The 20,877-nt window shown below is 44.5% G+C and carries 15 protein-coding genes; 9 read left to right on the top strand and 6 right to left on the bottom strand.

The window, feature by feature from the left end:
- Positions 1–75: 75 nt before the first annotated feature.
- Positions 76–2,373 carry an ABC transporter substrate-binding protein gene (locus tag ACE1CD_RS06215; protein WP_374822432.1) on the top strand — a complete coding sequence of 766 codons (2,298 nt, stop codon included), beginning with the start codon at positions 76–78 and terminating at the stop codon, positions 2,371–2,373.
- Between the two features lie 303 nt (positions 2,374–2,676).
- Here ACE1CD_RS06215 and ACE1CD_RS06210 read toward each other — a convergent pair whose 3' ends face one another.
- From ACE1CD_RS06210 to msrB, 6 genes are all read right to left on the bottom strand, one after another.
- Positions 2,677–3,159 carry an adenosine-specific kinase gene (locus tag ACE1CD_RS06210; protein WP_374799012.1) on the bottom strand — a complete coding sequence of 161 codons (483 nt, stop codon included), beginning with the start codon at positions 3,157–3,159 and terminating at the stop codon, positions 2,677–2,679.
- A gap of 70 nt (positions 3,160–3,229) precedes the next feature.
- On the bottom strand, positions 3,230–3,844 hold the full coding sequence (locus ACE1CD_RS06205) for a hypothetical protein (protein WP_374822430.1): 615 nt from the start codon (positions 3,842–3,844) through the stop codon (positions 3,230–3,232).
- A gap of 100 nt (positions 3,845–3,944) precedes the next feature.
- Complete coding sequence (locus ACE1CD_RS06200; protein WP_374799008.1) at positions 3,945–6,719, bottom strand: bifunctional acetate--CoA ligase family protein/GNAT family N-acetyltransferase; 2,775 nt, start codon at positions 6,717–6,719, stop codon at positions 3,945–3,947.
- 290 nt (positions 6,720–7,009) lie between these two features.
- Entirely contained in the window at positions 7,010–7,288 is a 279-nt protein-coding gene (locus ACE1CD_RS06195) for a hypothetical protein (protein ID WP_374799006.1), read from the bottom strand.
- A 310-nt stretch (positions 7,289–7,598) separates the two neighbouring features.
- Positions 7,599–8,054 carry a YihY/virulence factor BrkB family protein gene (locus ACE1CD_RS06190; RefSeq protein WP_374822427.1) on the bottom strand — a complete coding sequence of 152 codons (456 nt, stop codon included), beginning with the start codon at positions 8,052–8,054 and terminating at the stop codon, positions 7,599–7,601.
- Positions 8,055–8,079: 25 nt separating this feature from the next.
- On the bottom strand, positions 8,080–8,481 hold the full coding sequence (gene msrB, locus ACE1CD_RS06185) for a peptide-methionine (R)-S-oxide reductase MsrB (protein WP_374822424.1): 402 nt from the start codon (positions 8,479–8,481) through the stop codon (positions 8,080–8,082).
- Positions 8,482–9,300: 819 nt separating this feature from the next.
- Here msrB and gap point away from each other — a divergent pair.
- From gap to ACE1CD_RS06145, 8 genes are all read left to right on the top strand, one after another.
- Entirely contained in the window at positions 9,301–10,302 is a 1,002-nt protein-coding gene (gene gap / locus ACE1CD_RS06180; protein ID WP_374822421.1) for a type I glyceraldehyde-3-phosphate dehydrogenase, read from the top strand.
- Between the two features lie 366 nt (positions 10,303–10,668).
- Positions 10,669–11,538, top strand: coding sequence for a hypothetical protein (locus ACE1CD_RS06175; RefSeq protein WP_374798998.1), 870 nt, complete (start codon positions 10,669–10,671; stop codon positions 11,536–11,538).
- A 264-nt stretch (positions 11,539–11,802) separates the two neighbouring features.
- Positions 11,803–14,211 (top strand): CHAT domain-containing protein, encoded by a 2,409-nt coding sequence (locus tag ACE1CD_RS06170; RefSeq protein WP_374822418.1) that lies wholly within the window; start codon positions 11,803–11,805, stop codon positions 14,209–14,211.
- 171 nt (positions 14,212–14,382) lie between these two features.
- The gene (ppsA, locus tag ACE1CD_RS06165) at positions 14,383–16,815 is read left to right on the top strand and encodes a phosphoenolpyruvate synthase (protein WP_374822415.1); all 2,433 of its coding nucleotides are present in this window, start codon (positions 14,383–14,385) and stop codon (positions 16,813–16,815) included.
- 48 nt (positions 16,816–16,863) lie between these two features.
- A complete protein-coding gene (locus tag ACE1CD_RS06160) occupies positions 16,864–17,115 on the top strand; it encodes a hypothetical protein (RefSeq protein ID WP_374798992.1) in 252 nt (83 codons plus the stop codon).
- Positions 17,116–17,249: 134 nt separating this feature from the next.
- Positions 17,250–18,245 (top strand): L-lactate dehydrogenase, encoded by a 996-nt coding sequence (locus ACE1CD_RS06155; RefSeq protein WP_374798990.1) that lies wholly within the window; start codon positions 17,250–17,252, stop codon positions 18,243–18,245.
- 302 nt (positions 18,246–18,547) lie between these two features.
- Positions 18,548–20,134 carry a BamA/TamA family outer membrane protein gene (locus tag ACE1CD_RS06150; RefSeq protein WP_374822411.1) on the top strand — a complete coding sequence of 529 codons (1,587 nt, stop codon included), beginning with the start codon at positions 18,548–18,550 and terminating at the stop codon, positions 20,132–20,134.
- 184 nt (positions 20,135–20,318) lie between these two features.
- Positions 20,319–20,825, top strand: coding sequence for a photosystem I reaction center protein subunit XI (locus ACE1CD_RS06145; RefSeq protein WP_374798986.1), 507 nt, complete (start codon positions 20,319–20,321; stop codon positions 20,823–20,825).
- Positions 20,826–20,877 lie beyond the last annotated feature (52 nt).

Genomic DNA, 20,877 nt, shown 5'->3' with positions numbered 1-20,877 from the left:
AAAAGTAAACAATAAAGGTAATGTTATAATTCGGTTTATGTTTACCTACCCTACCTTTTGGCTGCTTGGATAAGTATGCGTCGGAGAAAGACGATCGTCTGGTTAACTCTTGTCCTGTTAGGAATAGTGGCGAGTATAGGTATTGCTATATTCAACGCGCAAAACCAAGAAAATATAACTATAGCGATCGCCGTTCCCTTAACCAATACGGGCGAAGCAACGCAAGCCGCAGGCAAATCAATGCTTCAGGGTGTAGAACTATACATCAACAAAGTAAACCAGGCTGGCGGTATTCAAGGTAAACCGCTGAAGTTACAAGTCTATGACGACCAAGCCAAGCCGGAGGTAGCGGAGAAAATAGCTGGAGACATTGTGCGATCGAAAGCAGTCGCCCTCATCGGTCACTATTCCAGTAGCACATCCAAAGCAGGGGGAAAAATTTATCAAGCCGCCGGTATTCCAGCGATCAGCGGTTCGGCGACTGCTGATTCAGTAACCGAAGGAAATGAGTGGTATTTTCGCACCATTTTTGCCGACAGCTTTCAAGGGAGATTTATTGCTTATTACCTGAAAAAGGTGCTGGGATATTCAAAAATTTTCCTCATCCACGGCTACGATGCTTATGGTTTAGGTTTAGGCCAAACCATTGAAGCTGAATTCCGACAATTGGGGGGAAACATCGTAGCAAAGTGGCAGTTAGAACCAAATCAAACGAAAGCCACAGACGAGATTATTATACAGGATTTACAAAAACTCAAAGATAGCGGTCAACCTCCCGATGCGGTTGTCTTGGCGACTAATCGCGATCAAGTGACGAATTTGATGGTGGAAATGAAAAAGCGCAATCTGGATTTTCCCCTATTTGGTGGTGATGATTTAGGTGATGTGGCTATTGATGAAAGCCTTGCTAACCTTCCTGAAGAAAAGGAAAGTCCCGGCTTTTTTACAAACGGTCTTTACGCTACAGTCCCACTGATTTATGATGTTGCGGACGATCGAACTCAACAATTTAGGACAACATTTGAACAAACTTACGGAACTCCTCCAGGTTGGTCTGCGGCTTCTTACTATGATGCTGTCAGTGCGATTGTAGAAGCAATCAATCGGACTTTATTGACGAAGAAAGACTTACCGAAAACGGCTTTTACGGGGAAAGATGTCAAAGCAGACCGTTACTTGATTAAAGAGGGTTTGGCTGCTATTAATAGCCCAGAAACAGCTATCCAAACAGGAACAAGAACGTTTTACTTGAATGACCAACGAAATGCGGTTGTCCCTATAGCTGTAGGGCTGTTTGATAAAGGGAATCTTGTCTCGGCTTTTACGCAATTGCAAACAATACGCAATATCAAGAAAATTGCCGATTTTGAGGAACAAATCAAGAAAGGCGAGATTTTGCAAGTTGGCGATCGATATCTACGCAAGACCGACATCGTTTACGTGGGTATCGATATCAATAAAGTTAGTTACCTAGATGAAAAGACATCAAGCTATTTGGTTGATTCTTATCTGTGGTTTAGATATAAAACAACCCTAGATGCCGATAATATTGAGTTTATTAACTATGGGATAAATCGTCTGGATTCAGGGGAAAGATTAAAACTTGGCGAGCCGATCAAATCAGGACAAGAAGCTGGTGTAAAGTATAAAGTATATCGGATTAAAGCCGATTTTCATGAGGAGTTTGATTTTCACAATTACCCGTTCGACACTCAGCTTTTATCGGTGAGATTTCGACACGCCAACCTCACAAGAGACAAGTTGATTTACGCGATAGACTTTGTAGGAATGCGGGATAAGTCCTCTACCACTAAAGAATTACCTAAACAATGGAAACAGGAGGTTTTTAAGGAAATCAGCGCTTGGACTCCTGAAAAGGTTACCTTCTACCAAGATACCTTGGTTAATAAATCTACTTTAGGCGATCGCAGAGTTATTGATACCAACTCGGATTTAGAATATTCCCAGTTCAATACTGTCATCTCCATCACAAGAGACTTACTCGGTTTCAGCATCAAAAATTTGCTGCCCCTCTGGTTCTTTGTGGTTGTGGCATACTTATTATTGTTTCTTCCCTTCGAGAATCTCTCCGCTGAGGTATTGAGCGGTTTGTTGCTAGCAGTGGTATTTTACCATCTCAGCTTGCTAGAGTCCCTACCAGATGGGGTGGGTTATGTTGTTGCTCTCGACTATGCTTTTTACTTAGTTTACTTGCTACTTGGTTTAGAACTGCTGCTAGTCATAGTGGGGCATAAAGAGCGTTTCCAAAAGGATAAAATCAAACTCGATCGATTAATTACGTTTGGAAGAATCTCTTTTCCTGCGATTATTTTGATTTTCTTTGCTACGTTTTACTCCCTGTATTTAAGGTGAATAACTACCTCAGTAGGGTGTGCGAGCGATAAATGGTAGCCGAATCGAGCAAACTAAGCTAAAAATAGATAGGGCTTGCTGAATAAGTTGGCGATCGCACCTGATTTAAATTTTGGGATTTAGTGCGATCGCAATTAGGTACGTTGTTGCGCTTCAGTGCTAAAATGTAATGCGATCGCTTTAAAGTTTCTTACTTTTTCATTCTTCACGATCGCAGCAATAAACCATTAACCATTACCTATTAACCATGAACAAACCTTTTCTTATTCTACCGCCACTAGCTCCGTACCAATGGAACTTTTTTCAAAGTTTATAACCTATCTTCCGTAAAAATTCCTGACGCGCTTTCACATCATCGGCAGTTTCCACACCTTTGGGCGAAAATCCATCCACAACGCCCAAAATACCGCGTCCTTGGTCTGTTTCCGCGACAATTACTTGCACGGGATTGGCTGTAGCGCAATGAATTCGGCAAACTTCTTGGCACTGTTTTATAGCATTCAAAAAATTGATCGGAAAGGCTTCTTTTAGTAGAATAACAAATGTGTGTCCGGCTGCAATATTCTCTGCATTCTTCGTCGCTACTTGTTGTAAATTCCCATCATTTCCCGCTACTCTAATCAAGCATGGCCCAGATGCTTCGGAAAAGGCAATGCCAAATTTCACTTGCGGCGAACTTCCGACCATAATTTCATATAAATCTTCCACTGTTTTGATAAAATGGCTGTGACCTATGATAATATTACTTCCCTCTGGAATTTCCACTTGGACTAATTTTAGTTCCATAGTTTCCTCCTTTATCTGCATAACAGTATGAACTGACTATGCGCCCAAATTGTCAGTTTGGTAATAAAAATTAATCTGCGCTTAAATTAGCCTTTATTGGTTCTAAAAGGATACCCAAAATTTTATCTATTTCTTTAACATAATACTCAACTCGATCGATAAATAGCGTTTTATCTTCTAACTTTAAAAATTTCCAAACTGTTCCTGTTGTGACCGTTCCGTAAATAGTTTTAATCTCATTATTTGCCCGTTGGTTAAATAATTGCGCTCCTACCATACTCGCTACGCATTGACCTAAACCACCAGTGATATTTTCATTTTTTGCTTCAGCAATAGTAATCACTGGAACCGTAATAAAATATTGTTCTGGAGAGCAACTAATCAGAAAATCGCAATAACCGTTAAGTCCCAATTTTTCATCCACATTAAAATCAGTTCCAGAAAATAAACTAATTCGGTAATTTAATTGTCGTCTGACATCTGCTAATACTTGAGAAATCAGTAATTCTGAGCGGGCTTTTTCGGTATTAATTGCTGTGGCTAAAGGAATATACTCTTGTAAAATTATCGATAAAATCTCGGAGGGTTTAACAGCCTCAACTTCGCTAAACAGGTTTTGATTTTCCTCTATAGTTAAATCAAAGGCTTGTTTGACGTTAGATAAAGTAAAATTACTGTATGCCATATTTTGACAAAAAGGTGGGCGATGCCCACCCTACTTTTTACTTTGTAGTATTGCACCCCCTCCCCGTGGACGGGGAGGGGGCTGGGGGGTGGGGTGATTTTTACAACTCAAAAATTGCTTTCACCATCGGTTCGCCGATAATGCGTTCCAGCCGGAAACCCAACTTTTCAGAAATGCGCTGCATCGCCATATTATTGCTGAGAATATCAGCAGTAATGCGATCCAATTTTTCATCGCGAGCAATTTGCACCAAGCGGCGCAGCAACTCAGTTCCCAGACCTTGACGTTGGAAGCGATCGCTCACTAACATAGAGAACTCAGCCTCAGACGTACCGTGCAATTTACTTAACCTACCGATACCGATAATCTGCGCTTGTCCGGTTTCGGGATTGACGTACTCGGTCACTAACGCCATTTCGCGATCGTAATCAATAAAGCACAGACGCGACAACCGTTCGTGTGCAGTCCGCTGACTTAGTTTTACCAAATGAGCGTACCGCAAATAAACAGTTTCTTCCGATAGCGTTTGATGGAATTTAACCGATAACGGCTCATCTTCCGGACGAATTGGGCGGATAGTCACCTCCGCGCCATTTTTCATCTGCCAAGCGGCGACATATTGCGTCGGATAAGGACGAATGGCAGGTTTCGGTAACTCCGAAGCGCTGATATTCGGTTCGTGCAATACCACACGCGCATCTAGCGCAATTAACCTTTGCGGGGAAGCGAGTAACGGGTTAATATCAATTTCCTTGATCCAAGGTTGTTCGACAACTAGCTGGCTGAATTGCACTAACAGCTGTTCGAGTGCGGCAATATCCACAGGGTCGCGTCCGCGCACACCTTTAAGAGCGGTGTAAATTTTGGTTTGTTCCATCATTCGCCGCGCTAGAGTGCTGTTAAGCGGCGGTAGTGCGAGCGCTCGGTCTTTAAATACTTCTACCAGTTGTCCGCCAGTACCGAATAACAGCACTGGGCCAAATTGCGGATCGACACTGCTACCCAGGATAATTTCGTAGCCTTCCAGTTTCAGCATTGGCTGAACTGTGACGCCTAAGAAATGTTCTTCACCAACCTTTTCGATGACAGAATGTTTGATACCGTTATAAGCACCTGTGACTGCGATCGCATCTTGTAACAACAAGCGCACACCGCCGACATCTGTTTTATGGGTGATGGTTTCGGAATAAAGTTTGAGAACAACCGGATAGCCAATTATTTCTGCTAACTCTACAGCTTCTTCTGGAGTCTTGGCTATTTTGGTTTCTACGGTGGGGATGCCGTAGGCGCTCAAAAGTTGTTTGGATTCGTACTCAGTTAGAATTGTGCGACCGGCAGAGTGTGCCATCCTAATAATTGTTTCTGCCAAAACGCGATCGCACGCCTTGTCTCCACAATTGTCCGGCAGCAGTGGAGTTTCGTAAATCCCGCGCAAGTTATAACTGTAGCGCCACATCAAATTAAATACATGAGCTGCTGTATCCGGATAGGGAAAAGTAAAGATACTAGCACGGTTGAGAATTTCTTCCCCAGGCGCAACTTCTGCACCTCCCATCCAGCTAGCCAGCACAGGTTTGCTTTGTACAGACTTGGACTTTAACTTTTCTGCTTCCAAAGTCTTGACAAGTTGTTCCGCAGTCTGGGTAGGATCGCTCATCGCTTGTGGAGTCAGGATTGCCAGCAAACCATCGCTGTTGGGATCTTTAGCCACAATTTCCAGCGTTTTGGCATATCGCTCTGGTTCCGCATCTCCTAGAATATCGATCGGGTTGTGCGTACTCGCCGCCGGTGGCAGAATTGCTTTCAGCTTTTCGACTGTATCTGGCGATAATTCTGCCAATTCTCCGCCTTCGGTAATTAAGGCGTCGGTCGCCAGTACGCCTGGGCCACCCGCGTTGGTGACAATGGTGAGGCGTTTTCCTTTGGGACGCGGTTGCTTTGCCAGCACCTCTGCCATATTGAACAAGTCATCGATACTGTTGACGCGCAACACGCCAGTACGTCGGAATGCGGCATTGAGTACTTCATCGCTACCGGTCAGCGAACCGGTGTGAGAAGCTGCTGCTTTTGCTGCTGCCTCGGTTTGTCCTACTTTAATGACAATAATCGGTTTGGTGAGGGCAACTTCTCGTGCGGCGGAAAGGAACGATCGCGCATCGCCGATCGACTCCATATATATAACGATACTTTCCGTGCGGGGGTCGTCTCCCAAATAGTAAATCAAGTCGCCCCACCCCACATCCAGCATAGAACCAATGGAAACAAAGGCGCTGAAACCGACGTTTTCGCGGAAACTCCAATCTAAAATTGCTGTGCAAAGTGCGCCGCTTTGACTGATGAAGCCGACATTGCCGGGACGCGCCATTGCGCTGGCAAATGTGGCGTTCAGTCCCGATATCGGACTCATGACGCCCAGGCAGTTGGGGCCAATTAGTCTCATTCTGCCGCGACGCGCTTGTTCTAGCACTTGTCGCTCTAATTCGATCCCCGATGGGCCTGCTTCTTTGAAACCGGCGGAGATAATAATTGCTCCTTTCACACCGGCATCGACGCATTCACTAATTACTCCCGGCACTGTTGAGGCGGGTGTGACCACAACGGCGAGGTCTACTTGTTCGGGTACGGCGGCGATGTTGGCGTAAGCTTTAATTCCCAATACGCTGGGGCGTTTGGGGTTAACTGGAAAAACTGTACCGCCGAAGGGATTGCTAATTAAGTTCCACAGGATGGTGCGTCCGACGCTGCCTGCTTTTTCAGTTGCGCCAATGACAGCAACGTTTTTTGGTGCAAAGATGGCATCGAGGGGTTGATGTTCGTAACGCAGTACGTCATGGGCGGGGTCGGTGGTTTGTTTAGTTGGCGTTGGCGTTTGCATCGCTCGCTCCTGTCGATCTATCTATTTAATTAATCGCTATTTCTGTTACAGGTTAGCGAAATTGCTCGATTGCTGTCCGTTGACTGCGATACCTGTTGTGCCAGAAATTAGCTCAGCAGAGTTTGTGTAGCTAAACAAACTCTCAACTGCTTGTCGTCTCAGAAATCGATTTTATTCGGGGTTGTCGTCGGAAAGAAACCCGGTTTTTGCGAAACCGGGTTTCTTAAAGCCCTCAAAAGTAGGGACTGCGGGCTATTTCGCTTGCAGTTGAGTGCGATCGCAATCTTAATTCAGCTAACTACTAGATCGGCTGTATCGTAACTTTTTATTTGTAATTCTGGTAATTCCTGGACGTGTGTTTGGGAGTTTTTGTGTATTAGATTACTGTTTTCTTCTACATTTTCGTAGATCTCGCATTTTTTCATAAATTGCGGTATCCCTAAATGGCAACCTTTCCATCCACCTTGCACCGATACGCCCAGCATTTCGCAAGAACCACCCCGTCTTCCCACTGGTTTGTAATATTGACAATATTTACATACTGAAACTGGAGTAGTTAAGGTTTTCATAATATCGTTTCCCTTTCCAACCATTTCCACGGCGAAATCGGTCTTCCTTTAATTAAGTATGCGGCAAAATTTTACAACTCTGCGTAAATTTTAGTATTTGCAATCAAAACATTGCAAATCATTACAAAACGTCATAAAGACAATTTACACAAGCCTTAGCGTCAACTTTACTTATGTTAAACAAGCACAACATTAACTGAAATAACCTGTATTTTGTGATCTGTGACACAGCAAAAGCAGATGCGCTCGCTTAGAAATTTAGATTAAATCTGCAATTATATTTTGTGGAGGTTTGACGTGAGCGATCGCGTTAAAGTTCCCGGACGTAGGGTTTAGCTACGGCTACGATGCGATCGGCTGATATAATTTCTCTGGTGTAGGTTTTGACGTAAACTTGCGTGAATTCTGCCCCCAGAAACAAAATTTCCGCAGAATAAACAACCCAAGTCAGAATGCTAACTAGGGAACCAGCTGCACCGTAAGCAGAAGTTAAACCAGTCTTGCCCAAATAGAAACTTAACAGGAACTTGCCTAGATCAAATAGTACTGCGGCGATCCCCGCTCCGATCCAAACATCCCTCCAGCCAATTTTGGCATCAGGCAGAATTTTGTAAATCATCCCAAATAGCAGGGTGACAATCGCAAATGAGAAGAGAAAATTAAGAATTTGCCATAAGTAGGTAAAACCTGGTATTAAACCTCGCAAGTAATTATGCCAAATGACGAGGGACGACTGCGCTTTGTCGTCCCAAACGAGAAAAAACAAACCAGCTTTGTGAAGTTTAAAGCTACTATTCAGGCTTTTTCTCGAACTTAAGAGCGGCAGAATTCATACAGTAGCGCAGACCTGTCGGACGAGGGCCATCGTTAAATACGTGACCCAGGTGAGCGTCACACGTAGCGCAAAGTACTTCTGTGCGACGCATAAACAAGCTGTTATCTTGTTCAACCGCTATGTTATCTTGTGCGATCGGAGCCCAAAAACTAGGCCAACCCGTTCCAGAATCGTACTTGGTTTCTGAGCTAAACAAGTCATTACCGCAACAAACACATTTGTAAATCCCTTTTTGTTTGTTATTGTAATATTCGCCCGTAAATGCTCTTTCCGTTCCCTTCTTTCTGGTGACTTTGAACTGTTCGGGCGTTAGCTGCTGTTTCCATTCTGACTCAGACTTTTGTACCTTGTCAATCATGCTCCGAGACTCTTTTTTGATATGTTTGTATGGGATTTTAGCGGCTCGACGCAAAGGTGTATACCTTCGCTAATCCAACCCACAGTTAGATTGTAAGTGTCGCGCCATACTTGTGGGGGTGCGGATTACCGGAATCCGATACATACTAGGCAAAGCTCCTAGTTTTTAGTCTTCCATCCCGCACAATCCCAAAATTCAAACGTTTTCAACATAAGATCGTATTATATCGAGCCCGCAGCCAAAGCTATGGCTTGAATCGCGATTAACTCAAGGATAATGATAATTGCGATCGTTAAAGTTTTCGATCTCTTTCATAATTTTAGCAAAAACAGCTACATCAATTTCATTCTCATATTTTTTAATGCCAAAGCTAAGCATGGCTCATTCCTAGATGAAAGCCGGATATAAAATGTTACAATTCGTTGACAAACTTTGGCGGGCGCGTAATAGCTGACAACGCCAATCGCTGGCAATTACCCAACACAAATTTAACCAGCACGCACTGGGATCGGCGAATGTTTTTAAACTTCTAAAAATTTCCTAAAAATATTTTCCCACCCAAACCGTTTCAAATAGCCTTGTATATTCAGAACCGCGTCCTTTTTTTAGCCCCTAAAGTTAATTAGAGCGTCGCCTTAATATATTTAAGGGTTGAGCAAGCTTTAGTTCTATTTGAACTCAGCCACAGCAGAGCCACTTAATCCCACAAAAGTGCCTATTTCCTGAATATGTACTTATTCTGCAAATAAACCGTATCCTGCGTAACAGCTTTTGGAAATTTCTGGCCTACGAAGTTTAGATAGCACAACAGTAACTAACATGAAACGAGTAGCAATTAATGGATTTGGACGGATCGGACGGGCTTTTATGCGGATAGCGCATCAAAACCCAGATATTGAAGTCGTCGCCGTCAACGACGTGGCATTAAAAACCGATTTAGCAGCATATTTGTTGCTATATGACTCCATATACGGTCGCTTCCCAGGTGAGGAAGTGACTCCTACAGAAAAAGGTCTTAAAGTTGCCGATCGCGAAATCCCCCTTTTGGCAGAAAAAGACCCCGCCGCCCTTCCCTGGAAAGACATGGGAATTGATGTGGTAATTGAATCTACCGGAGTTTTTCGCAGCGCCGAAAAAGCTGGTTTGCACTTGCAAGCAGGTGCCAAAAAAGTGATTATCAGTGCGCCTGCCAAAGGTTCATCAGTCCCCACCTTTGTCTATGGCGTCAATCACGAAAAATACGACAAAGAAAGAGATAACGTCATCTCAGCCGCTTCCTGTACCACCAACTGCTTATCGCCAATTGCCAAAATTCTCAACGATGAATTCGGCATCGAAAAAGGTTGGATGACTACCGTACACGCCTACACTGCCGATCAGCGTTTAGTTGATATGGGACATCCGGAAGAATGGGCACGCGGACGCGGTGCAGCTCAAAATATTGTACCGACTACCACTGGTGCGGCTGTAGCGGTTGGCTTAGTTTTACCGGAATTGAAAGGACGTTTTGATGGCATCGCCTTGCGCGTACCCACCCCCACCGGTTCTGTTACCGACTTGAATGCGATATTGCAAAAATCGGTCACGAAAGAGGAAATTAACGACGCCTTCCGCAAGTATGCCGAAAATGGTATGAAACCAATTCTGAAAGTGAGCGATTTGCCTTTGGTTTCTAGCGACTGTGTGGGCGATCCTCACTCGGCAATTGTGAATCTGAAATCGACTAGCGTGCTTGATGGCAACTTTGTCAAAGTTCTCGCTTACTACGATAACGAGTGGGGCTACTCAAACCGATTGGTTGATTTAACTTTGTATATTTAGCCATTTCTTTGTAGGTTGGGTTTCGCTTCTCTCAACCCAACCAACGAAACTACTTATAAACCCGGTTTCTTTAAGAAACCGGGTTTATGGATATTTGCTGGTACAGTGATTGAGGTGGGTATCGATGTCCCAAATGCCACTGTCATGCTAATTGAACACGCCGAACGATTATCGCTTAACAGTAAGCTGCCACTCACCAGAGGGAAATGTGATCGCATCCTTATCCAGCCGACCTTTGGGGCGATTTACTCCCAATAGGTAATCTGTTTTAAGCTGGTGTTGTAAAATTGCTTATAGTTGTTATTGCTATCATTGTACATCTTTAGCCCAAGCGATATGCCCATAAGTCTAGAACTCTACCGAAGTATGTTAAGCAAGAAAAAAAGCTTCTTAGTTAAACAAATATTTACTTGGCTATTAGTGTTGTTACTCTTGCTTGGTTACGCTGGGCAAGCACAGGCTGCAAATAGAGATCAGTACATACATATGACAGGTGAAAAAAAGTTCACCGAGATAAAAAAACAGGTGACTCGTTCATCTGAGAATGTGTTGCAATATAAGGCATCAGATGCCTACCAAGAGATAGTCAAGGCATTAAAAGATTTGCGGCAACTTCATACTCGAATACAGAAAGCCGATCATATTGACGATGTTATCGAGGAAGTGGCCAGCGGTCTCGATCAGATTGCTTCTACTTACGAAAGAGTAGCTAATTTTAGCACGAGCATGACCCAGTATCGGAAAAGTGAGTTTACTTACTTGGGGGCTATTAATCAAGACACTTGGAAGACCGAGCAGAAATTAAAGGAACAGATAACTAAACTTGAATCACAGAACAGGTTACTTCAGCAGATGCTCAGCAGAGCCATAGATAAAATCGAAGCGCAGAAACTTGAAATTAGTCTTAAGGGAAATGCTTCTATTATCCATTCCCTAGAAGCACAACTTATTATTTGGGATAAGTTTTATCTGGCACAGAAGAAGCTGCTAGAATCGCTAGATCGGAGCGGAAAGAATATTGACTTATTACTTCATATCTTAGAAGTCAATGCCAAGGTGTACCGAGAAGCGGCAAATCTTGCCCGACTTAGGCATAGCGCCAAGGATGCGTTGGAGAACCTCAGTTCGATGGCAGATATTCAAGACATAATCAGCGATCTGGAGGACAGCTGGTTGCAAGTGAATGACATTGTAGATGAGATCAGCAAACCAGATTTCACGATCAATATTGAATGACATTGAGGAGAGATGATCGTCATGCGTCGCTTAATTATATTCAGTTTCGCACTTTGTATGCTTTTTTTTGTCGTATTACTCTCAGGGTGTTCCCCAAAAACCCATATAACATGGGTTGATGTCAACCAGAAGTTCATTGAACTAGAACAGGAGAGAGTGGGTACCCTGGAAGCACTTAAAGATAAGCCTTCAATTTCTGCTACCAAGCCAAGTAAGCCTGTGCAAGGAAGAATCTAAGTTCACCTATTTGACAATCAAAAAGCTATGAAAGTAAGCACTATTGGTAACGCGCTACTCCTGACTGCTATTTTATCAGCCTCTCCTGCGATCGCACTCAATCCAGTTCCCATAAATAAATGCAATAGCTATTCCTCCGCCTGCCGCAACACGCTTATATCTAGGTTAAGTAGCGAGCAGTTGAACCCCTTTTTGCGACTAATTCAATCGGGAACAGACGATCGAGAAGCCAAAAATTACGATCGAGCAATCCAAACATTTCAAGCCGCTTTGCAACTAGCACAACAGCTTAATTACGCCGATGGTCAATGGTCGGCTAGATATAACATGGCACAGACCTATCTAGAATCGGATAATTTTCCGAAAGCACTCGAACTTCACCAACAAAATTTAGCGTTTTTCCTGCAACGTCAAGAAGATTTCGACGATAAAACTAAAGCTCCTTACACCTTAATTTATATAAGCGATATCTACACCGCTCAGAAAAACTATGCAAAAGCAATAGAAGCTCTCAATCAAGCTCTCGCATTTATAGAAAAGCTAGATCTACTTTCTTCTTCCGATAGCAAAGCCAGAGTTTTACAACATTTGGGAATGAATTATTTTCTAGCTGGCAATATTCCCGCCGCTGACACCAACTTAGCAGCATCACTAGCCGCTTATCAAAATATACGCAAGCAAAGAGTAGGCGAACAGTTACCTCAGCAAGTTGATTATACTTACGAAATCGAAGTAAATCGCTGGCGACAGCAAGTTTTAGTCGCCCAAAACCGATTTAACGAAGCATTAGAATTAGCGGAACAAAATCGCGCCCGCGTTTTTGTGGGGCTTTTAGCGTCTCGCCTAAATTCTAGTTCTGGATTTCCGGCGACAGATGAAGCACCTAACATTCAGCAAATCAAGCAAATCGCCAAAGCAGAAAATGCTACTTTAGTGACTTATAGTGTGATTTACGATTTCAGTCCACAGGGAGCTTTTTGGGCAGAAAATTATCAAAAATTTCGGGCAACAAAATTGCTGATTTGGGTAATTAAACCTACAGGAGAGGTGGCATTTCGGCGCAGCAATATAGTCAGCGGCAATGCTTCTTTGCAGGAAATTGTCCGTCAAGCGCGAGCATCGATCGGTGCGAGAGGAATCGGGATTTCAGTCACAGCAGCACGAGTTGTTAATAATAACAGACCAAATACCGGACAAACAGCAGAACTGAAGCAACTTTATCAACTCCTCATCCAACCGATCGCCAATTTGTTGCCAACTAACCAAAACGATCGCATTATTTTTATCCCGCAAGACTTTCTGTTTCTAGTTCCTTTTCCAGCACTGCAAGACAGCGCTGGCAAATACTTAATCGAAAAGCATACTATGCTCACATCGCCATCAATTCAAGTATTACAACTGACGCGATCGCAACAGCAACGCATTCAGCAAGAAGCCAAAGGAATATTAATTGTCGGCAATCCTACAATGCCGAGTATTAGAGTTAATCCCAACCAACCGCCTCAGCAGTTACCCAGCTTACCGGGAGCCGAAAAAGAAGCGATCGCGATCGCCAAAATGTTTGCTACCCAACCTTTACTGGGTGCAAACGCTACCAAAGCTACTGTGTTGGAATACCTGTCAAAAGCGCGAATTGTTCACTTAGCAACCCACGGATTATTAGATGACATTGGCGGCTTTTTCAGTTCCCTCGCCTTAGCACCAACAGATCGAGATAATGGCTTTCTGACAGCACGAGAAATTATCAGTTTGAAATTAAGTGCCGAACTCGTAGTGCTGAGCGCTTGTGACACTGGGAGAGGACAAATTTCGGGCGATGGAGTTGTCGGACTTTCTCGTTCTTTAATTGGTGCAGGCGTACCGAGCGTCATCGTTTCTTTGTGGTCTGTTCCCGATGCTCCCACCGCTAGCTTGATGACAGCATTCTATCAGAATATTAAATCTGGTTCCGATAAAGCGCAAGCACTGCGAAACGCAATGCTGAAAACAATGAAAGAGTACCCAAATCCGATTAATTGGGCAGCATTTACCCTCATCGGTGCAGCTAATTCTTCTGGTACTCTGCAAGCAGTAACGGGTGGAGTTGCTGTTGCTAATAACAGCAATACCAACAGCACTCAAGCAGTAGTCCGCTACTACACAGTTTTCCCAGTTCCCGATAACGTCACCGACTACCGCGAGTCGCCTTCATTACGAGTACCGGGCGAAGTCGATATATTTTTCCATAGCACTCTCAGCTTTGAACAACTAATCGATTTTTATCGCCAAGCTTACCGCCAAAGAGGTTTAACTGAAAATTCTGGCAATACCAGACTCACCAAAGATAGCGCTCAGCTAGTCTTTTTCGGTTCCCCAAATGGCAAACGCATCATCATTCAAGCTAGCGAAGACTATTTGGGGCGCGGTTTTCGCAGCGTTAGCGTTCGTTTTGAATAACCCGGGTCGGGTCGCCCACCCCAGTTCGCGCAAGTTTGTATACCATTATACCAAAAAACGCGCCCGTCAAGGCGATCCCAAAGAAATTGTAAATTAAATTACAAAGTGATGAAATTTACCCATTCCTCTGCTGTCGATCGCTAGACTGAGGCTAGATAGCAGGAAATACTTATGGTTATAGCAACAGAAGAAAAATCTCCCAGGTTCTCCAAAGAACAATCTCTCATTCTCTGGTTCGATGAAGTTGGAATTATCGATGTACCCTTAGTTGGAGGCAAAAATGCTTCCCTGGGAGAGATGATCCGGCAATTAACTCGGAAGGGAGTTAACGTTCCCAACGGATTTGCAACCACAGCTTACGCCTATCGTTATTTCATCCAAGCAGCAGGTTTAGAAGAAAAGCTGCGCGAATTATTTGCGGACTTGGATGTGGAAGATATTAACAATTTACAAGAACGGGGAAAGAAGGCGAGGTCATTGCTGTTGCACACACCTTTTCCCAAAGAATTGCGGGGTGCGATCGCACTAGCTTACCAAAAGATGTGCGATCGCTACGGTGCAGAAACAGAAGTAGCAGTGCGTTCCTCCGCCACCGCCGAAGACTTACCCGATGCGAGTTTCGCCGGTCAGCAGGAAACTTATCTCAACATCCAAAGCGTAGAAAGCGTCATCGGCGCTTGTCACAAGTGCTTTGCATCGTTATTTACCGATCGCGCTATTTCCTATCGCCATGCAAGGGGATTCGATCACTTCAGCGTCGCCCTTTCCGTCGGCATTCAAAAAATGGTACGTTCCGACTTAGCTTCATCTGGTGTGATGTTTTCGATCGATACCGAATCGGGGTTTAAAAATGCCGCATTAATTACAGCCGCCTTCGGATTGGGAGAAAATGTCGTTCAAGGTGCAGTCAACCCAGACGAATACTTAGTTTTCAAACCCACTTTAAAAGATGGCTACCGCCCGATTATCGACAAAAGATTAGGCAGCAAAGAATACAGACTCGTTTGCGATGTCGGTGGCTGCAAGCAAATGAAAAACGAGCGAGTTCCATCCACATTACAAAACCAATTTGCACTAGAAGATGATGAAATCTTACAACTAGCACGTTGGGCTTGCATAATTGAAGACCACTACACCGATGTGCGCGGTACTTACTCGCCAATGGATATCGAGTGGGCGAAAGACGGTTTGAGTAACGAACTGTTTATCGTGCAAGCGCGTCCGGAAACGGTACAATCTCAGAAATCGCAAAATATCATTCGCAGCTATCAGCTGCAACAAAGCAGTAAAATATTGGTAACTGGTCGCAGCGTTGGGGAAGCGATCGGTCAGGGAAAAGTCCGCGTTATGTTGGATGTTCGCAAAATCGATTTGTTCCAACAGGGAGAAGTTTTAGTAACAGATAAAACCGACCCCGACTGGGAACCGATTATGAAAAAAGCCAGCGCCATTATTACTAACAAAGGCGGGCGCACCTGTCACGCCGCAATTATCGCTCGCGAAATGGGTATTCCCGCCATTGTCGGTTGCGGCGATGCTACAGATCTCCTCAGAACCGGTCAAGAGGTAACCGTTTCTTGTGCGGAAGGCGAAGAAGGAAAAGTTTATCAAGGATTGCTACCTTTTGAAGTCAAAGAAGTTGCGCTGGAAAACTTGCCTCGCACCCACACAAAAATTATGATGAATGTGGGCAATCCAGAAGAAGCATTTCGTTTGTCCGCACTTCCGAATGATGGTGTCGGATTAGCGCGATTGGAATTTATCATTGCCAATCATATCAAAGCGCATCCTTTGGCTTTGATTAATTTCGACGAATTGGAAAATGACGAAGTTAAAGTGCCATTGGCCAAACTAACCGCAAGTTACGAAAATAAACCTCAATACTTTGTCGATAAGTTAGCCCAAGGTGTAGCGAGAATTGCCGCCGCATTTTATCCCAAACCGGTAGTAGTGCGGATGAGCGATTTCAAGAGTAACGAATACGCCAATCTTTTGGGCGGTCGGCAATTTGAACCAAAAGAAGAAAACCCAATGCTGAGTTGGCGCGGTGCTTCTCGCTATTACGATCCGAAATATCGGGATGCTTATGCTTTGGAATGTCAGGCTTTGAAGCGAGTGCGAGATGAAATGGGTTTGACGAATGTTATCCCGATGATTCCTTTTTGTCGCACGCCAGAAGAAGGTCGGAAGGTGTTAGCTGAAATGGCGAAACACGGTTTGGAACGCGGCGTTAATGGGTTGCAAGTTTACGTGATGTGCGAGTTACCCAGTAACGTCATTATGGCGGATGAATTTAGCGAAGTGTTTGATGGTTTTTCGATCGGCTCTAACGATCTTACTCAACTTACTCTAGGATTAGACCGAGATTCGGCGTTAGTTGCACACATCTTTGACGAAAGGAATCCGGCGGTGAAGCGGATGGTGAAAATGGCGATCGAATCTGCCAAAAGGAACGATCGCAAAATCGGTATCTGCGGTCAAGGGCCCAGCGATTATCCGGAATTCGCCCGCTTCTTAGTCGAGTTGGGAATCGATTCGATGAGTTTGAATCCCGATTCCGTTCTCAAAACACTTTTGATGGTAGCTGAAGTCGAAGGCATTTAATTTGTAGGGTGGGCATTGCCCACCCTATTTTATTGATAGATAAGTTCAATGAGCAGAGACATAACCGCCCTACGAAGCATTGTCAACCACCTACCAACAAATATTAGAGAGGCTTTGGAGGCTGACGCTGCGGATACTGGAATGCCTCTAGAATTCATAATTGAAATGGCGATCGCATCTTTTCTTGATGTAGATAGCACCACCTTTGCAGATTGCCGTACCGATTCACCAGGGCGGTTAAGGGAGCGAATTGAAATGTTAGAAATTCAATTAGCAGCTGCCAAAGGGCAGCTACCATGACATGACGTTGGGTGTAAAAGTATTTTCCTCGTTGCTTTGTAGGGAACGAGCGAAGATTACAAGGCTTTAATGGTTATTCTTTATTACAATACTTGTTTCAAGACAAATACTAAAGTGAAACCACAACACAGATTATGTTTGAACAATTCTTTACACCCTCACCTGAAATAAATCAAGAGTCAACTACCATTCGGCGTCCCCGCAAAGGTGTGATTATTGGCGCGGGTCAAGTTGGTATGGCTTGCGCTTACTCGATGCTGATTCAACACACCTTGGATGAAATGGTCATCGTCGATGTCAATCGCGACAAGCTAGAAGGCGAGGTGATGGACTTAGTACACGGTCTGCCCTTTGTTGAACCTAGTATAGTGCGATCGGGTACTTTAGCAGATGGTCACGATGCTGATATCGTGATTATCACTGCTGGCGCAAAGCAAAGACCGGGAGAAACTCGTTTAGACTTGGTACAGCGCAATGTGCAACTATTCAAAGGCTTGATTTCCGATGTGGTAAAGTGTTGTGCCAACGCTATTTTGCTGATAGTCACCAATCCAGTCGATATCATGACTTATGTGAGTTGGCGGCTATCTGGGTTACCCAGTTCTAGTGTCATCGGTTCGGGTACAGTGTTAGATACAGCTCGTTTTCGCTATCTTTTGGCCGAAAAGTTACAGCTAGATCCCCGCAGTCTCCACGCCTACATTATCGGGGAACACGGCGATAGCGAAGTTCCGGTTTGGAGTAAGGTGAATGTGTCTGGAATGCCACTGTTTGATGGAGATTTGGATAACGCATCTGAGGATAATCAGCAACTGGAAGAAGTTTTTGCACAGGTAAAAAATGCTGCTTACGAGATTATCCAACGCAAAGGTGCGACTAGCTATGCGATCGGTCTTGGTGTCACCCAGATTGTACAGGCTATCCTACGCAACCAAAATCGCGTTTTGACTGTGAGCAGTTTGATTAATGGTTTGCATGGGATTGAAGATGTCTGCTTGAGTTTGCCTGCGGTGGTTAATCGTCAGGGAGTTACTAGGCTTTTGAATATGTCTCTTACCCCGAAGGAGGAACAGCACCTGTTACACTCTAGCCAAGTTCTGCGCGAAACAATTGGGAAACTCAATCTATAATATCGTTGGATTTATTTCTGTGACTCTCTCTAGTGTAGAGTCAATTCATGAATTGACTCTACAGATGTAGCGAAGATTTGGGTAATCCATATATTTTTAGTTGGTTTTATAATGTGCTATCTCATTTCCGGTAGCATCGTTAGTGTAAGATTCATATCCTCAAATTGTTTGTTGTCATTGAGGGTTAAATTTTTACCGCAGATGACAGCAGATGAACGCGGATGAACGCAGATGAATGGGATGAAGTATATTGACTTTGGCAATCTTGTCTATTGTTTTTCATTCACTGCGAACCATCTATTATGCGCGTTCCCACTGTAGCAATTTTGACTTTGGCTACTCTTGTCGTCTGGGAATCTCCGGAGGCTCAAGCTATTTCCCCATCACCTGTCCCGCACCTGGCTGACCTTATTGTAGAGCCAACGCCTGCGGAAACAGGTATTCGATCGACTGCGATCGCACAGATACCATTAGCCGATACAGTTGAATTTCCCGACATTATCTCTACAAATGCCAAGGATTTACTGTATACCACAAATGTGGATTCTCAATTGGCGATCGCGGAAAAAAATGATTCTTCCCCCATCCCCAATTCCCAATCTCCACTTGTCACAGATATCCAAATCCGGTTTGTCAACAACAAAGGAGAAACAGTCGAGGGTCGCACGCGCAAAGATTTTCTTTTGGGGGAATTGCGACTCAAACCGGGTCAGGTGTTCCGCCAAGAGGCGCTGGAGTCGGATTTGCGGCGGCTGAGGCGATTTGAGTTTGTTGATAAAGTCAATGTTTCTGTAAATTCAGATAGTACTGGCGTCATTATTATCTATGACATCAAAGAGAGTCGCTTCCCTTCTCTAAGTTTCGGTGGCGGCTATAACGAAGATATCGGAATTTACGGTACGTTTGGCTATCGGGATGCCAATATAGGCGGTCTCAACCAGCAACTGCGCGGTAGACTACAGGTGAGCGCTAAAGACGCTCAGTTTGATGTCCAGTTTACCGATCCTTATCGCGCCAGCGAACCAAATCGTTTGGGTTACAGTCTAAGAGCTTTTCGCCGTCGCACTTTTTCCCGTACTTTCGGGGATGAAATCGATCTGCCTAACGACGATGATGCTAGGGAAGGAAGATTTGGCGGTTCTGTGTCGGTTTTGCGGTCTTTTCACGATTGGGATGCGGCGCTGGGTTTGAATTACACGCGCATCAGCATTCGCGATGACAACTGGCGTGTTTCGCCGGTGGATGAGTTGGGTAATCCTTTATCTCTTAGCGGTCAGGGTATTGACGATTTGGTAACGGTGTCTTTTGCTGTAACTAGAGATAGACGCGATCGGCGCTTATATCCCAGTACAGGTTCGATTTTCTCTCTCAGCACCGAACAGTCGATTCCTATCGGACTTGGCGATGTTTTAATCAACCGATTGCGGGCTAACTATATCCAGTATGTTCCGGTCAGCTTGGTGAGCAGGGGTAGACTGACTCAATATCCGGAATTGACAGAAATGCTGGCTTTTAATTTGCAGGCCGGTACTATACTGGGGGAATTTCCACCCGCTGAGGCGTTTAATCTGGGCGGCGCACAGAATGTGCGCGGCTACGGTGGGGGTGGGGTAGGTAGCGGTCGCAGTTATGGTTTGGCTTCTTTTGAATATCGTTTCCCGATCGTTTGGCGTGTGGGAGGCGTTGTGTTTGCCGATTTCGCGTCGGATTTCGGTTCTGGTGATACGGTGCTGGGGGAACCCGGGCCAATCCGCGACAAACCTGGAAGCGGTTTTGGCTACGGACTGGGATTGCGAGTGCGATCGCCTTTTGGCCTAATTCGGGCTGACTTCGGCATTAGCGATCGTGGCGAAAACAGTTTGGAAATCTCTTTCGGTCAGCGCTTTTAATGAAAATGGCAGGAAATGGGAAATGCTTTATATTTTATCTCATTCCCATTCCCGATTGCTCATTCACCACAAACATGAACTTTTCTAAAGCTCGTCACTCATTCTGCGATTTGGCAACCCCTAGTTGCTTAGAATATGAGCTTAAGTTCTTCTGTAGATTTTCAGAGAAACAGGAATAATAAGTATGGCCGATCCTAGAGACGCAGAGCTTGTAAAAGCTTATAATGGAGACCCATTTGTTGGAAATCTCTCCACCCCTATTAGCGATTCCGCTTTTACCAGAGCTTTCATCGGTAATCTCCCAGCTTACCGCAAAGGCATATCTCCACTCCAGCGGGGACTGGAAATTGGCTTGGCTCACGGCTATTTCATAATTGGCCCCTGGGTTAAGTTCGGTGCATTACGCGATTATGGAGAGGCTGCCAATCTAGGCGGATTGATTTGCGGTCTAGCTTTGATTCTGATCGCCACTGCCTGTATGTCCGTTTACGGCATCGCCTCTTTCCAAGATCAAAAGAACATTCCCAACTCCAATCCTCAAGCACCCGACCAATGGAAAACTGCGGAAGGCTGGAGCCAAGTTACAACCGGTTTCTTTGTGGGTGCTATGGGTGGCGCTTTCGTTGCCTACTTCCTGCTGGAAAACTTCACTGTCGTGGATGCGATTTTCCGGGGTATAGTCCATCACTAAACCCTATTTATCGCGTTCCGATCACTTTGAATCCAATAGTTTACTCTCTTTG

The sequence above is a fragment of the Aerosakkonema sp. BLCC-F183 genome (assembly GCF_041929145.1).
Lineage (GTDB): Bacteria > Cyanobacteriota > Cyanobacteriia > Cyanobacteriales > Aerosakkonemataceae > Aerosakkonema.
The sequence above is the reverse complement of the archived record's forward strand: the minus strand, read 5'-3'. Positions and strand labels throughout refer to the sequence as shown.